This is a genomic window from Streptomyces sp. NBC_00887 (assembly GCF_045207585.1).
On record NZ_CP108788.1, the window covers coordinates 1,298,632 to 1,313,182 of the forward strand.

Annotated in this window: 10 protein-coding genes; 5 read left to right on the plus strand and 5 right to left on the minus strand. The window is 69.5% G+C overall.

What is annotated here, in order from left to right; all coding sequences use genetic code 11:
- Positions 1 to 526: 526 nt before the first annotated feature.
- The 3 genes from araB (at position 527) to OG844_RS05860 (ending at position 5,794) form a co-directional block, all read left to right on the plus strand.
- Complete coding sequence (araB, locus tag OG844_RS05850; RefSeq protein WP_406396014.1) at positions 527 to 2,161, plus strand: ribulokinase; 1,635 nt, start codon at positions 527 to 529, stop codon at positions 2,159 to 2,161.
- 70 nt (positions 2,162 to 2,231) lie between these two features.
- Positions 2,232 to 3,743 (plus strand): L-arabinose isomerase, encoded by a 1,512-nt coding sequence (gene araA, locus OG844_RS05855; protein WP_406388572.1) that lies wholly within the window; start codon positions 2,232 to 2,234, stop codon positions 3,741 to 3,743.
- Between the two features lie 650 nt (positions 3,744 to 4,393).
- Positions 4,394 to 5,794: a glycoside hydrolase family 43 protein gene (locus OG844_RS05860; protein WP_406388574.1), complete on the plus strand. Its 1,401-nt coding sequence runs from the start codon at positions 4,394 to 4,396 to the stop codon at positions 5,792 to 5,794.
- 189 nt (positions 5,795 to 5,983) lie between these two features.
- Here OG844_RS05860 and OG844_RS05865 read toward each other — a convergent pair whose 3' ends face one another.
- Complete coding sequence (locus OG844_RS05865; RefSeq protein ID WP_406388576.1) at positions 5,984 to 7,339, minus strand: peptidase C39 family protein; 1,356 nt, start codon at positions 7,337 to 7,339, stop codon at positions 5,984 to 5,986.
- Positions 7,340 to 7,525: 186 nt separating this feature from the next.
- Here OG844_RS05865 and OG844_RS05870 point away from each other — a divergent pair, with 186 nt between their 5' ends.
- Positions 7,526 to 8,140, plus strand: a complete 615-nt coding sequence (locus OG844_RS05870) for a uridine kinase (protein WP_406388577.1) — start codon at positions 7,526 to 7,528, stop codon at positions 8,138 to 8,140.
- Positions 8,141 to 8,516: 376 nt separating this feature from the next.
- Positions 8,517 to 10,418, plus strand: coding sequence for an AAA family ATPase (locus tag OG844_RS05875; protein ID WP_406388578.1), 1,902 nt, complete (start codon positions 8,517 to 8,519; stop codon positions 10,416 to 10,418).
- Between the two features lie 84 nt (positions 10,419 to 10,502).
- On the opposite strand, the gene OG844_RS05880 is transcribed toward OG844_RS05875, so the two are convergent.
- The 4 genes from OG844_RS05880 to hisG all read right to left on the minus strand — a co-directional run bounded on the left by OG844_RS05880 (position 10,503) and on the right by hisG (position 14,512).
- Positions 10,503 to 11,597 carry a hemolysin family protein gene (locus tag OG844_RS05880; RefSeq protein ID WP_406388579.1) on the minus strand — a complete coding sequence of 365 codons (1,095 nt, stop codon included), beginning with the start codon at positions 11,595 to 11,597 and terminating at the stop codon, positions 10,503 to 10,505.
- A complete protein-coding gene (locus OG844_RS05885) occupies positions 11,594 to 12,961 on the minus strand; it encodes a hemolysin family protein (protein WP_406388581.1) in 1,368 nt (455 codons plus the stop codon). The genes OG844_RS05880 and OG844_RS05885 overlap by 4 nt, the downstream gene beginning before the upstream one ends.
- Before the next feature lie 154 nt (positions 12,962 to 13,115).
- Positions 13,116 to 13,622: a PH domain-containing protein gene (locus OG844_RS05890; protein ID WP_406388582.1), complete on the minus strand. Its 507-nt coding sequence runs from the start codon at positions 13,620 to 13,622 to the stop codon at positions 13,116 to 13,118.
- A 41-nt stretch (positions 13,623 to 13,663) separates the two neighbouring features.
- Positions 13,664 to 14,512, minus strand: a complete 849-nt coding sequence (hisG, locus tag OG844_RS05895; RefSeq protein ID WP_328908993.1) for an ATP phosphoribosyltransferase — start codon at positions 14,510 to 14,512, stop codon at positions 13,664 to 13,666.
- Between the last annotated feature and the right edge of the window lie 39 nt (positions 14,513 to 14,551).

Below are 14,551 nucleotides of genomic sequence, written 5' to 3' on the forward strand. Positions count from 1 at the left end.
GCAGGAACGAGTACCGACAGGCCCGCCTCGAAGGGTGGGTGCCGCAGCATTGTGAGCGCTAACAGCTCAACATCTCAATCCCTTGACGCGCGTTACTTTTCCGTTATCTTGCTCCATGCCTCGGGTCGACCGACCTCCTCTCCGTCGGCAACTGCACCGCCACAAGGCTCGCCGTGACGCACACAGGACATGGAACTGCCGAGCAGATCAGCACCATTTACCCATAACCGGACAACATTTGCCCCACGTCTCGACCGGCGGCACGCACGGTCACCTCCCGCGCGAGAGGCGCCGGCAGCGCGCGACTCTTGATTTCACGATTGTTAGCGCTCACACTTCGAGTGTCGAGCAAGCCCGCTCCCTGGGCCCACACGAGTCGCCGCCCTCCTGCCGGCCGCTTGCTGTTGAACAACTTCCTCGAAAGGCACCCCTGGTGACGTCACCCCATCCCCCCGCGTCCCCCGTACCCCCGCGTTCCGAGGGCTCCGAGAGCTCCGAGAGCTCCGAGAGCTCCGAGCAGTACACCGTGGGAGTCGACTTCGGCACTCTGTCGGGCCGCGCCGTGGTGGTGCGCGTGCGGGACGGAGCGGAGCTGGCCACCGCGGTACACGACTATCCGCACGGGGTGATCGACCGGAATCTGCCCGGCACCGGCGCATCACTGCCGCCCGACTGGGCCCTGCAGCACCCCCAGGACTGGGTCGACGTCCTGCGCCACGCCGTGCCGGCGGCTGTCGCGGCGGCAGGCGTCGATCCCGTCTCGGTCATCGGCATCGCCACCGACTTCACCGCCTGCACCGTGCTTCCCACGCTTGCGGACGGGACCCCGTTGGCCGAGACGGGGCTCGCCGACCGCCCTCACGCCTGGCCGAAGCTGTGGAAGCACCACGCCGCACAGGGACAGGCCGACCGCATCAACGATCTCGCTCACGCACGGGGCGAGCAGTGGATCTCGCGGTACGGCGGCAAGATCTCGGCCGAATGGCAGTTCGCCAAGGCCCTGCAGGTCCTGGAGGAGGACCCGCAGGTGTACGACTCGTGTGCCCGCTGGATCGAGGCGGCGGACTGGATCGTGTGGCAGCTCACCGGTGCGGAGTCGCGGAACGCCTGCACCGCCGGGTACAAGGGCATCTACCAGGACGGCTCCTACCCCGGCGAGCAGTACCTGGCCGGCCTGGACCCACGCTTCTCGGACTTCGCCCGGACCCGGCTCGAGTTCCCTCTGTCCGCACTCGGCTCCCGTGTGGGATCACTGTCCGCCAGGGCTGCCGACTGGACCGGTCTTCCCGCCGGTATCGCCGTCGCGGCCGGCAACGTCGACGCCCATGTGACCGCGGCGGCCGCCCAAGCCGTGGAGGACGGCCGTCTGCTGGCCATCATGGGCACCTCCACCTGCCATGTCGTCAATGCTCCCGTGCTGGCCGACGTCCCCGGGATCTGCGGTGTCGTCGCCGGAGGCATCGTGGAGGGCACCTACGGCTACGAGGCGGGGCAGAGCGCGGTCGGCGACATCTTCGCCTGGGCCCTTCGCCAGGGCGTCCCGGCGGAGTACCTCGAAGAGGCGGCGTCCCTGGGCGAGGATCTGCACACCCTGCTGACCCGCAAAGCGGCTCGGCAGCCGGTCGGGGGCCATGGGCTGGTGGCCCTGGACTGGATGAACGGCAACCGTTCGGTGCTCGTCGACCACCACCTCTCCGGTGTCATCGTGGGACTCACCCTGGCCACCCGGCCCGAAGACGTCTACCGCGCGCTCCTGGAAGCCACCGCCTTCGGCACCCGCGTCATCGTGGAGACGCTGGAGAGCGGCGGCGTCCCGGTCAACGAGTTCATCGTGGCCGGCGGACTGGCCAAGAACCAACTGCTCATGCAGATCTACTCCGACGTACTGCGCCGTCCTGTCTCCCTCGCGGCCTCCCAGCAGGGACCGGCACTCGGCTCGGCCATCCACGCCGCCGTCGCCGCGGGAGCGCACCCTGACGTGCGTACCGCGACAGCCGCCATGGGCAGCCTGAAGCGCGACGCCTTCACGCCCGACTCCGCGCGCGCCGACGCCTACGACGCGCTGTTCGCCGAATACCGGCTGCTGCACGACCACTTCGGCACCGGCGACCTCCTGCACCGCCTGAGGAACGTACGGAACAACGCGATCGCCTCCCTCTGACAACGGCCACGACGCCCGCAACGCTCTGCGCGCGGCCCCACCACGTACACGACTACCTCCAGGAGCTCCCGTGTCCAGCCCCGCATCATCCATCCACGAGATCTGGTTCCTCACCGGCAGCCAGGGCCTCTACGGCGAGGAGACCCTGCACCAGGTGGCCGAGCAGTCCGGGCAGATCGCCGCTGCTCTCGCCGACGCGAGCGACCTCCCGGCGCGCATCGTGTGGAAGCCCGTGCTGACGGAGGCCTCCTCGATCCGGCGCATGTGTCTCGAGGCGAACAGTGACGATCGCTGCGTGGGCCTCATCGCCTGGATGCACACCTTCTCCCCCGCGAAGATGTGGATCTCCGGCCTGGACGCCCTGCGCAAGCCCCTGCTCCACCTCCACACCCAGTCGAACGTCGCCCTGCCCTGGGCCACCATCGACATGGACTTCATGAATCTCAACCAAGCCGCCCACGGCGACCGCGAGTTCGGGCACATCCAGTCCCGCCTCGGGGTGGCCCGCAAGACCGTGGCCGGCCATGTCACCGATCCCCTGACGGTCGCCCGGGTCACGACCTGGGCCCGTGCCGCAGCCGCCCGCTCCGAACTCGCCACGCTCAAGGTCGCCCGCTTCGGCGACAACATGCGCGACGTGGCCGTCACCGAGGGCGACAAGGTCGAGGCGCAGCTCCGCTTCGGGGTGTCCGTCAACACCTATGGCGTCAACGACCTCGTCGACGTGGTCGACAGCGCGGACGAATCAGTGGTCAGCGCCCTGGTCAAGGAGTACGACGACACCTATCACCTCGCACCGGAGCTGCGCACCGGGGGCGAACGGCACGAGTCGCTCCGCTACGCGGCCCGTATCGAGGTGGGTCTGAACACCTTCCTCGACGAGGGCGGGTTCGAGGCCTTCACCACCAACTTCGAGGACCTCGGCGGCTTGCGCCAGCTCCCGGGTCTTGCCGTGCAACGCCTCATGTCCCGGGGCTACGGCTTCGGAGGCGAGGGCGACTGGAAGACCGCCGTGCTGCTGCGCGCCCTCAAGGTCGCCGCCGCGGGCCTCCCCGGCGGAACGTCCTTCATGGAGGACTACACGTACGACCTCACGCCCGGCAACGAAGTCATCCTGGGCGCGCACATGCTCGAGGTCTGCCCGACGATCGCGACCGGCACTCCCAGCTGTGAGATCCATCCGCTGGGCATCGGCGGCCGCGAGGACCCCGTACGTCTGGTGTTCGACGCCGCCCCGGGCCCCGGCGTCGTTGTAGGTCTGGCCGACCTCGGGGACCGCTTCCGCCTGGTCGCCAACGACATCGACGTCGTGTCCCCGGCCGAGCCCCTGCCCGCCCTTCCTGTGGCCCGCGCCGTCTGGCAGCCCCGCCCCGACCTGCGTACCTCCACCGAGTCGTGGCTCACGGCCGGCGGCCCGCACCACACCGTGCTGAGCACCGCGCTCACCACGGAGCACCTGGACGATCTGGCCGAGATGCTCCGCATGGAACTCGCTGTCATCGACGGGGCGACGAACGTGCGGCAGTTCACGCGCGAACTGCGCTGGAACCAGGCATATCACCGCCTTGCTCTGGGGTTGTGACGCCGCCGGAGCCGCCCCGTCGCGCAGGGGAACGACCTGATCGGGGCGTGCGACGAGAACGGTGCGGTCAGTAGGGGGCCGGGGCGGGTGCGGGACCCGCCCCGGCCCTCATCTGCGCAGAGGCTGTGGTCGTGGCGCGACCGGCGGCGGGCGAGTCACTTCTCGATCCACCCTGCCGATGCGGTCCTGTCCCGCGGCAGCGTGGCTGCGGGGGCCCAACGGGGAGAACACGCAGCCGATCCGGCCTGAGAGACCTTCGAAGGAGCCTCATGTACGGAAATACGGAAACGCCAGTTCCTGCCTTGGGCTATTTCTTTCCTCTGCGTGGAAAGGTGAAGAGAGGCACGCGAGGTTCGGAATATCGAACACATGCCAGATGTCGCCGGAACCATAAGTGCCGGGCAATGCGGAGTCAACTCCCAGGACGCCTTTCGGTGACGTGAGGGCGGAGCAGATGAGACGGCAACGGCAGGCGCAAGAAATTACGTCACAGGCGTTGACGTCGCAGCGGCGGGCCCCTAATTTCTGACCGCCCAACCGAACTGGGTTCGAGATGCCGAACACGCGACCAATATGTCACTTCGCACTCCGCACCTGCACTCCCTCAGCTCGCCCCAGACCCCTGCCTCCAGCGAGAAACCGGAGTTCCGATGAGCATTCCCACCCGCCCCCGAGCCCTTTCGCGCCGTTCATTTCTCGGCGCCGCCGCAGCCACTTCTGTGGCTCTGGCCGCCGATGTGTCCCTAGGGGCCCGGACAGCTCACGCCGCCGATTCTGCATACGTCATGGGCTATTTCACCGAATCACCACTGAACAACGGAAACGACTACGGCCTCCACCTGGCTGTCAGCACCGACTCCCTGAATTGGATGCCGCTGAACCAGAACGCACCGGTGGTCACCCCCACCGCGGGCGCCGGCGGCTTGCGCGACCCGTTCATCCTGCGTAAGCAGGACGGCGCCTTCGTGGTTCTCGCCACCGATCTGAAAGGCACCGACTGGGGCTACAACAGCCAGTACATCCATGTCTGGGACTCCGCCGACCTGCGCACCTTCACCAACTACCGGCGCCCGAAGCTGCACGGCATGGCCACCCACAGCTGGGCCCCGGAAGCCTTCTGGGACGCCTCCCGGGGCCAGTACGCCCTCATCTACTCGTCGGTGAACTCGACCGGGCACAGCGTCATCATGGTCAACTACACGACGGATTTCCTGACGGTCTCCGCACCGCAGGTCTTCTTCGACCCGGGATACGACGTCATCGACGGGGACATGGCGGTGGGGGTGAACGGCGTCAACTACCTGTTCTTCAAGAACAGCGCCACCGGCGGTCTGACCGGGGCTCGGTCCACGTCGCTGAACCCGGGAAGCTTCGTTCCCTTCGGCACCTCGCTCGCCCACGGTGGCACCGAGGCGCCCACCCTGGTGAAGTCCCTGACCTCGAACACCTGGTACCTGTGGGGCGACACGTACACGCCGAACGGCGTCCTCTACGCCTGGCAGACGAACGATCTCGCCGCCGGCAGCTGGACCCCCGTCGACCAGCGGCTCTACACCCACCCCCTCAACGCCAAACACTGCACCATCGCCGCCATCACCGCCGGCCAGCACAGCAATCTCGTGACGCGGTGGGGAGCACCCGCCTGGAACCGGCTCAAGTCCTACAACTTCCCGGACCGGTACGTACGCCACGCCAACCTGATCGCGCGGTTGGACACCTACCCGTTCGACCCGTACCCCGACTCGCAGTGGAAGCTGGTACCCGGCCTCGCCGACGCTTCCGGAGTGTCCTTCCAGTCGGTCAACTACCCGACCCGCTACCTGCGTCACTTCAACTACGCGCTGCGCCTCGACGAGAGTGACGGCACGGCCGGATTCGCAGCGGACGCGACCTTCCACCGGGTCGCCGGCCTCGCCGATGCCTCCTGGGCGTCCTTCCGTTCACACAACAACCCGACCCGCTACGTCCGGCACTCCGACTACACCCTGCGGATAGACCCTGTCGTGACCGCCACCGACAGGGCGGACGCCACCTTCTCGGTCGGCTACTGACGAGAGCGATCGGCCCGCGTCGCAACCGCTGGGTGCATCCGGCCGAGCCGGCACCCAGCGGGCCCCAGTCGACATCAACGCCTGGGACTTCGCCGGGTCGACGTCACGGTGGACCCCGTACGGCCACCTCGCCCAGGACGGCCGGGAGCACTGCCGTCAGGTCGTCGAGGCGGCCGTGGGGTTCCCCGCTCAGGCCAGGCCCAGCGACCTCAGAACCCGCTGCTGACCCGGTGTCGGGTCCGTCGGCCAGTAGACGTAGCAGACCCCGCCCGTACCGCTCCTGACCGCGCCGTTCGCGTCGTAGCGCTTCGTCCTCAGCCAGATGTTCTCCCACTCTCGCCGAAGGTAGACGCGCCGCACGGCCCCGTTGTCCGGCGAGGCGGGGTCATTGGCGATCACATCGCCGTCGGCCGTGAAGCCGATGACGGTCATCAGATGGCCGGAGGTGCCGTAGCCCGCCCCGGTCAGCTCCGTCTCGAGGAACGACTGGGACGTTATGACCGGCACGCCCGCACCGACCAGCTTCTCCAGATCGCCCAGCGACCCGAGCCGGGTGACGACCGCGTTCATGTCCTTGTACGTGGCCGCGTATGCGGCGTTGAAGGGCCAGTTGCCACAGCCCTCGTACTGGTAGTCGAAGGTGTAGCGGGCCGCGTGGCAGACCTGGGGGTCGGCGAGCCCCGGCTTGACCCAGGACAGCTCGTCCGCGGTGGGCTTGCGCCCCCAGTACTCGATGATCATCTGCGAGGAGGTCGGGCTGCACCAGGCCTCGCCACCGTTGTCGTACTCGGGGTACTGCCCCACGTGGACGTTCTGCGAGTAGCGGGGCACCGGCAGTTCGCGGACGAGCCCCGGCGCGGCGGCCGGGACGGTGAAGCGGTCCGGGACGTCCGAGGCCATCGCGCCGACGCGGTGGACCGTGGGGGTGAGACGGCTGCCCGGGGTCCGGTGGAGGGTGAGCCGCAGCCGGTACGAGACCAGCCGCAGCCCGCTCGCGGCGTCGTCCACCGAGAAGGTGTCGGTCCAGACCGTGCTCCTGTCGTCGGTCTGGTCGTCGACGGAGGTCCGGCGGATGTCCGCGTCGCCGGAGGCCCAGCGGCCCATCACGTACCAGGGGGTGTCGGTCCCGTCGGAGTACCGGCCGCGCAGCTCGATCTGGATCCATGTACCGGCCGGGGTGCGGGCGTTCCACGAGGCGATCACCTCGGTGGCCGGCACCGTGGAGCGGTGGACGGGTGAGGTCCAGGTCGCGTACTCCCAGGTGGTGGTCCTCCCCGTGTGCGGGTCGGCGTAGTCGGTGGTCCCGGCGGGGGTCGAGATCACGAGACCCGGCCTGCGGCCGGCGACGGCGCGTGTGCCCTCGGAGGTACCGAAGCGCCAGTCGGTGTAGGTGTTCCAGAAACGGTTGTCGACGAGCGAGGCGACCGCCGGGGTGGGAGAGGTGCGGGCGGGAGCGGCTGCGGCGGAGCCTGCGGCGGACACCGCGCCTGCGCCGGCCGCGAGCGCGGCGGTCAGCACGGTTCTGCGTGAAGTCGGTCTGGTCATGGGCGAGACCCCCTGTCGTGAGCGGATATGGGGCTGCGGATGCCGAGCGGTGCGCCAACTATTGCGGGTCCGGACCGGATCCGGCCAGCGATTCGCGCCGCGTCGCGTGATCAATATTGGTCTGGTCCACTGGCGTGACCTGCGAGGGCTCCGGCCGGGGTGCGGGACAGCCCTTAGGCTGGAGACATGAACGACCTGGCGGACCACGCCCGCCGCCTGCGCTCCCTGGCCCCGTCCTGCGGGCCGGTGCGGCTGATCGCGGTCGACGGACACGCGGGCTCGGGCAAGACGACCTTCGCGGGCCGGCTGGCCGCAGCCCTGGACGACGCCCCCGTGCTGCATCTGGACGACCTCGCCACCCATGGCGAGCTCTTCGCCTGGACCGGCCGGCTGCGGGCGCAGGTCCTCGGCCCGCTCTCGCGCGGAGAGACGGCGCACTACGCCCCGTACGACTGGACAGGCCGGTGCTTCGGGCCGCAGCGGGCACTGCCGCCCGCCCCGGTGATGCTGATCGAGGGGGTGGGCGCGGGCCGGAGCGCGGTGCGCCCCTTCCTGGCGGAGCTGCTGTGGCTCGAAGGGGACAGCGGCAGGTCCTGGGAGCGGGGCCGCCGTCGCGACGGCCCCGCGCTCTCGGAATTCTGGGACGGATGGACCGTCGCGGAACTCGAGCACTTCGCCCACGACCCCTCGTACCCCTTCGCGGATGCGGTGATACGGCAGTTGCCCGAGGGGTACGCGTGGCTGGAAGCGCCTCACGCGACAGCGGGAACGCGTCACATCATCACGCACAGTGAAGGTTGAGGGTCGCCATACCGAGCAGTCGGAATTCGCTCCCGGCGTGCCCCAACTCGGCTTGACCGAGGGGCCGTACAGGTCTTACGTTCTCGATGTGCGGCTTTTCGGAGCCCTCACAGACGCGGAGCCCCCGGTTGTTCCCCCGTGATCGGGGGCTTCGTTCTGCCCTCGGGCAGCCGTTTCCGGCCGCCCGGTGACGCGTTCCGCTCACACTGGGTCACGACTCCGATGCGCCGGTTACGCCCTTCGCTGCTCACTCCCTGTACAGGTACGATGCATCTCGGTGCGGTCAATTCCCGTCCCCGACGCAGTGATTCGGCACGCTCCGATGGGCATGCTGTGCGGGCGGGACATTCTGGGGGCACGGTTTGTGGGGGACCTGATGGACATCGGCACGCAGGGCTCACAAGCCCCCGCCGACCTTGCGTGGCTGCGCGGCGTGGACGCCTACACGATGGGTGCGTACCCGCAGGCCGAAGAGGAATTCCGAAGTGCGGTGCGCTTCGACCCCGGCATGGCGGACGGCTGGCTCGGCCTGCACGCCCTGCGGATCGACACCACCACCGCGCTCTTACGCATGTACCGCCATCGAGACCGGTTCGGCGAGCAACGGGCGCGCCATCGACGCACCCTCAACTCCTGGTACTGGCTGGGCTGGTGGGTGCAACCGGTGCTCGAGAGCCCGCGCGACCTGCTTCTCGCGCACGCCTCGCACTGGCTGGACGGCCGTCACGTACCCGAGCTGGACCGGGCGTTGGCGGGCCTTCCCCCGATCGACACGGATCCGCATGTGCGGTTCCTCCACGCCTGCCGCGCCTACCTGGTCAAGGACTGGGAGCAGCTCGTACGCACCACGGAGCAGCTGGTCGACGATCCACTGCTCGGCATCGAGGCCGGGCTCTTCGGCGGGATGGCACGGGTGCGCCTGGAGATGTACGGGCATGCGGAGCCACTGCTGTCCGCCGCCCTGATGCGCTGCCGCAGCGAGCAACCGCAGCGCAAGGAGCTGCGCTACTGGCTGGCGCGGGCCCATGAGGGCACCGGGCGTAGCGCGGCGGCGCTTCCGCTGTACCGGGCGGTGCATCGCGTGGACCCCGCCTTCATGGACACCTCCGCCCGGCTCGCGGCGATCTCCGAGGGGGACGGATACGACGAGGCGGCCGATCTGGCCGCGGTGTCGATGACCGGCTTCGGCCCGGACGGCACGGGCACGGAGGCCCAGGCCGACGGGGACTCGCTGCTGGACACCGGTCTGGTGGACGGGCGCGAACCCTGGCTCGGCGGGGACCCGCAGGACCTGCCCGGAGCCGGTTCGGCTCCGCGTGCCGACGGGGTGAGGGAGAAGTCCGCGGGACAGCCCGCGCCCGCCGCCTTCCCCTCGGGGCCGAGCGATCCGGCGCTGCTCGCCGAGGCCCTGGCGGAGCTGGAGCGCATGGTGGGACTCGAACCCGTGAAGCGCCAGGTCAAGGCTCTGTCCGCGCAGCTCAACATGGCGCGGCTCCGCGCCGAGCAGGGTCTTCCGGTGCAGCCGCCCAAGCGTCACTTCGTCTTCTCCGGGCCGTCCGGGACGGGCAAGACCACGGTCGCGCGCATTCTCGGCCGGGTGTTCTACGCGCTCGGCCTCCTGGGCGGTGACCACTTGGTGGAGGCCCAGCGGTCCGATCTCGTCGGTGAGTTCCTCGGCCAGACGGCGGTGAAGGCCAATGAGCTGATCGACTCGGCGCTCGGCGGGGTGCTCTTCGTGGACGAGGCGTACAGCCTCTCCAACTCCGGTTACAGCAAGGGCGACGCGTACGGCGACGAGGCCCTGCAGGTCCTGCTCAAGCGGGCCGAGGACAACAGGGACCATCTCGTGGTCATCCTCGCGGGCTATCCGGAGGGCATGGACCGGCTGCTCTCCACCAATCCGGGTCTCTCCTCACGCTTCACGACCCGGGTGGACTTCCCCAGCTACCGCCCTCTGGAACTCACCGCGATCGGCGGGGTGCTGGCCGCCGAGAACGGCGACGTCTGGGACGAGGAGTCGCTGGACGAGCTGCGCAGCATCAGCGGGCACGTGGTCGACCAGGGCTGGATCGACGAGCTGGGTAACGGCCGCTTCCTCCGCACCCTGTACGAGAAGAGCTGCGCCTATCGCGATCTGCGGCTCTCCGGCTACGCGGTCGCGCCGACCCGGGACGATCTGGCCACGCTCCGGCTGCCGGACCTGATGCAGGCGTACGGCGAAGTGCTCTCCGGGCGGGGTCCGGTGGACCGCGGGAAGCCGGAGCCAGGGGCGCTGTGAGCAGCAGGGCGCCGGGTCCCCCGGCGCCGGGGGGCGGGTGCCCTCCCGGCGCCGAGCCGGTTCCGTGCGGTGGTGAATGACCCGTCAGCCCAGTGGGGCCATGGCCTTGCGCTCCGTCGGCACCTTCACCGTGCGGCGGGGCACCGAGACGCGGTGCGCCGGGTCCCGGACCTCACCGACGAGCTTTTCCAGGACGTCCTCCATGGCGACCAGGCCGAGCACCTTGCCCGTGGCGTCGGCGACCTGGGCCAGATGCGTCGCGGCGCGGCGCATCACGGTCAGGGCGTCGTCCAGCGGGAGTTCCGCCCGCACGGTCGCCATCGGGCGCCAGATCTGCTGCGGGACGGCACGCTCGCCGTCCTCCAGCTCGAGGACGTCCTTGACGTGCAGATATCCCATGAAGGGGCCGCCGCCCTCCGCACGGACAGGAAAGCGCGAGAAGCCGGTCCGTACGGTCAGCTCCTCGACCTGGCGCGGGGTGACGGACGGATCCACCGTCACCAGGGACGCCCGGTCGAGCAGCACGTCGGTGACGGGCCGGCTGCCCAGCTCCAGTGCGTCCCCGAGCCGTTCCTGCGCCTCGGGTTCGAGCAGTCCGGCCTGTCCGGAGTCCTCCACCAGCCGGTTGAGCTGTTCGCTGGTGAAGACGGACTCGACCTCGTCCTTCGGCTCGACCTTGAAGAGCCGGAGCACGAGCCGGGCACACGCTCCGAGCGCCGAGGTGACCGGCCGGCAGAGCCGGGCGAAGCCGACCAGTCCGGGGCTGAGCCACATCGCGGTCTTCTCGGGAGCGGCCATCGCCAGGTTCTTCGGGACCATTTCGCCGATGACGAGATGGAGGAAGATCACGGAGACGAGGGCCAGGGCGTAGCCGAGGGGGTGGATGAGTCCCTCGGGCATGTGCGCCGCGTGGAAGACCGGCTCCAGGAGATGGGCGACGGTCGGCTCGGCGACGGCGCCGAGGGTGAGCGAGCAGACCGTGATGCCGAACTGTGCGGCGGCCATCATCTGCGGCAGGTTCTCCAGGCCGTACAGCACCTTCCCCGCCCTGCTCGACCCGTTGGCGGCCAGGGGTTCGATCTGACTGCGACGCACGGACACCAGAGCGAATTCGGCGCCGACGAAGAAGCCGTTCGCCAGCACCAGGAGCCCCGCGAAAAGCAACTGGACGAGACTCATCGCACAGCCTCCGCCAGTGCACGGACGGGCTCGTGCGCCACCGGTTCCGCCGCGCCCGTCAGCCGCACGAAGCGCACCTGCTCGGCGCGGTAGTGGCCGACCTGGCGGACGGAGATCCGCCAGCCGGGCAGCTCGGCCCGGTCACCGGGAGCGGGGATGCGTCCCAGCAAATCGGCGACCAGTCCTGCCACGGTCTCGTACGGCCCTTCGGGCACGTCGAGGCCTATCCGCAGCAATGTCAGTACCCGGCAGCTTCCCTCCACGTCCCAGCCGGGGCGTCCGTCGTCGGTGACGACGGACGTCAGCTCGGGGCGGTCGGCGCCTTCCGCGTCATGCTCGTCCCTCACCTCGCCGACGAGTTCCTCGATGATGTCCTCGAGGGTGACGACACCGGCGGTGCCCCCGTACTCGTCGACCACGACGGCGATCGGCTGCTCGTTGCGCAGCTGCCGGAGCAGCTGCTCGACGGGAAGCGTCTCCGGTACCAGGAGCGGCGGTACGGCGATCCGGCCCGCCGGGGTCCGGAGCCGGTCCTGGGCGGGGACGGCGAGGGCGTCCTTGAGATGCACCATCCCCACGACCTCGTCGATGCGGTCCCGGTAGACGGGAAAGCGGGAGAGCCCGGTGGCCCGGGTGAGGTTGAGGACGTCCGCGGCGGTCGCCGACGACTGCAGGGCGCTGACCTTCACCCGCGGGGTCATCACGTGCTGCGCGGTGAGACCGGCGAGCGACAGGGTCCGTACGAAGAGATCGGCGGTGTCCTGCTCCAGGATGCCGGCCTCTGCCGAGTGGCGGGCGAGCGAGACCAGTTCGCCGGGGGTCCGCGCGGAGGCCAGTTCATCGGTGGGCTCGACGCCCAGCAGCCGTACCAGCCGGTTGGCCACGGTGTTCAGCACGGTGATCACCGGCCTCAGGAGGGTGGCGAACCGGTGCTGGGGACCGGCGACGAACCGGGCGACCTGGAGCGGCCGGGAGACCGCCCAGTTCTTCGGTACGAGCTCGCCGATGACCATCTGGACGGCGGAGGCGAGCAGCATGCCGATCACGACGCTCACACCGGGGACGGCGCCTGCGGGCAGTCCGGTGGCGGTGAGCGGTCCGGCGAGCAGCTGGGCGAGCGCGGGTTCGGCCAGCATGCCGACGACCAGCGAGGTGATGGTGATGCCGAGCTGGGTGCCGGAGAGCTGGAAGGAGAGTTCACGCAGGGCCGCGACGACGGTGCGGGCCCGGCGGTCGCCTTCGGCGGCGGCGCGTTCGGCGTCCGGCCGGTCCACCGTGACGAGCCCGAATTCGGCTGCCACGAAGAATCCGTTGGCGAGGATGAGAAGGAATGCCGCGCTGAGAAGCAGCAGGGGGGTTGTCATGCCGCCGCCTCCGGGGAGAGGGCGGCGCAGGTACTACCGGACGATCCGTCCATTGCTGGAGGGAGTCACTCCTTGGGTCGCAGGAATGCCCCGCCGGCCCGTGGGCCTCTGGTGCGGGGCGGGGCGCTCGAGGCGCCGCCGCCCTCCAGAGTAATCAAGATGCGGCTCTTCGGGGCAGAGGGCTCAGACGTTCTCCGTGGCGTCGTCCGTTCCGGTGCCGTGTGAATTCCACGAGCGCGCGGAGTGTCCGTGCGTCACGAATGGCCTGTTCCCTGGCGATTCCGGGCTGGATGCCGAGGGCGGGCATGCTGGTGCCGTCGCTCAGGTCGAGGAAGACCCAGGGGTCGCCCGCCCGCAGATTGACGCGCAGGATCTCCGCCCAGGCCAGTCGGCGGGTCCGGGTGATGTTGACCACCCTGACCCCGGCCTCGTCGGCGACGATCTTCGGCCTGCTGAGCAGGGCGAGCACACCGAGGAAGAGCAGCGCGACGAAGACGAAGCTGGTCCGCTCCCCCGGGCTCAGGTGTTCGAGGATCAGTGCGACGACGGTGATGACGACGAACATGGCCACCCCCACGGTCAGCAGGACCACCCGGGTGAGGGTGGGCCTGAAGGTGACCGGGAGGGCGGGGAGTTCGGTCCGGGACGCGGGGGCGGACATGAGACTGTCGTCCTTCGGTGTGCGCTGGTCGGTCCGGGCCGTCAGAGGCGGCAGGCGTGGATGGCCGTCGTGAGGATGGCGCGGGCGCCGAGCTCGTACAGGTCGTCCATGATCCGCTGCGCCTCCTTGGCGGCGACCATGGAGCGGACGGCCACCCAGCCCTCGTGGTGCAGCGGGGAGATGGTCGGCGACTCGAGGCCCGGGGTGAGGGCCACGGCGCGCTCCAGGTGCTCGACGCGGCAGTCGTAGTCCATCATCACGTAGCTGCGGGCGACCAGGACGCCCTGCAGGCGGCGCAGGAACTGCTCCACCTTGGGCTCGTCGGCGGGGGCGCCCTTGCGACGGATCACGACCGCTTCCGAGGACATGATCGGCTCGCCGATGACTTCCAGACCGGCGTTGCGCATGCTGGTGCCGGTCTCCACCACATCGGCGATGATCTGGGCGACACCGAGCTCGATGGCCGTCTCGACCGCGCCGTCGAGGTGCACGACCGAGGCCTTGACACCCACTTCGGCGAGGTGCTTGGCGACGATGCCCTCGTAGGAGGTGGCGACCGTCATGCCGTCGAAGTCCTGCGGGCCGGTGGCCGTGCCGGGCTTCGTGGCGTAGCGGAAGGTGGAGCGGGCGAAGCCGAGCTGGAGGATCTCCTCGGCGTCGGCACCGGAGTCCAGCAGCAGGTCGCGGCCGGTGATGCCGATGTCCAGGCGGCCGGAGCTGACGTAGATCGCGATGTCGCGCGGCCGCAGATAGAAGAACTCGACCTCGTTCGTGGGGTCGACCAGGACGAGTTCCTTCGACTCCTTGCGCTGCTGGTAGCCCGCCTCATGGAGCATCGCCATCGCAGGCCCGGAGATTGCACCCTTGTTGGGGACGGCGATGCGCAGCATGAGGTCAGGTTTCCTTTGTACGGAGGGAGTTCCGGGAAC

Bases quoted from the DNA above. Each gene is read 5' to 3' on its own strand.
- OG844_RS05875 (WP_406388578.1), top strand. From the start codon at position 8,517: ATGGACATCGGCACGCAGGGCTCACAAGCCCCCGCCGACCTTGCGTGG.
- OG844_RS05865 (WP_406388576.1), bottom strand. From the start codon at position 7,339: ATGACCAGACCGACTTCACGCAGAACCGTGCTGACCGCCGCGCTCGCG.
- OG844_RS05880 (WP_406388579.1), bottom strand. From the start codon at position 11,597: ATGAGTCTCGTCCAGTTGCTTTTCGCGGGGCTCCTGGTGCTGGCGAAC.
- OG844_RS05890 (WP_406388582.1), bottom strand. From the start codon at position 13,622: ATGTCCGCCCCCGCGTCCCGGACCGAACTCCCCGCCCTCCCGGTCACC.
- hisG (WP_328908993.1), bottom strand. From the start codon at position 14,512: ATGCTGCGCATCGCCGTCCCCAACAAGGGTGCAATCTCCGGGCCTGCG.
- OG844_RS05885 (WP_406388581.1), bottom strand. From the start codon at position 12,961: ATGACAACCCCCCTGCTGCTTCTCAGCGCGGCATTCCTTCTCATCCTC.
- OG844_RS05860 (WP_406388574.1), top strand. From the start codon at position 4,394: ATGAGCATTCCCACCCGCCCCCGAGCCCTTTCGCGCCGTTCATTTCTC.
- OG844_RS05870 (WP_406388577.1), top strand. From the start codon at position 7,526: ATGAACGACCTGGCGGACCACGCCCGCCGCCTGCGCTCCCTGGCCCCG.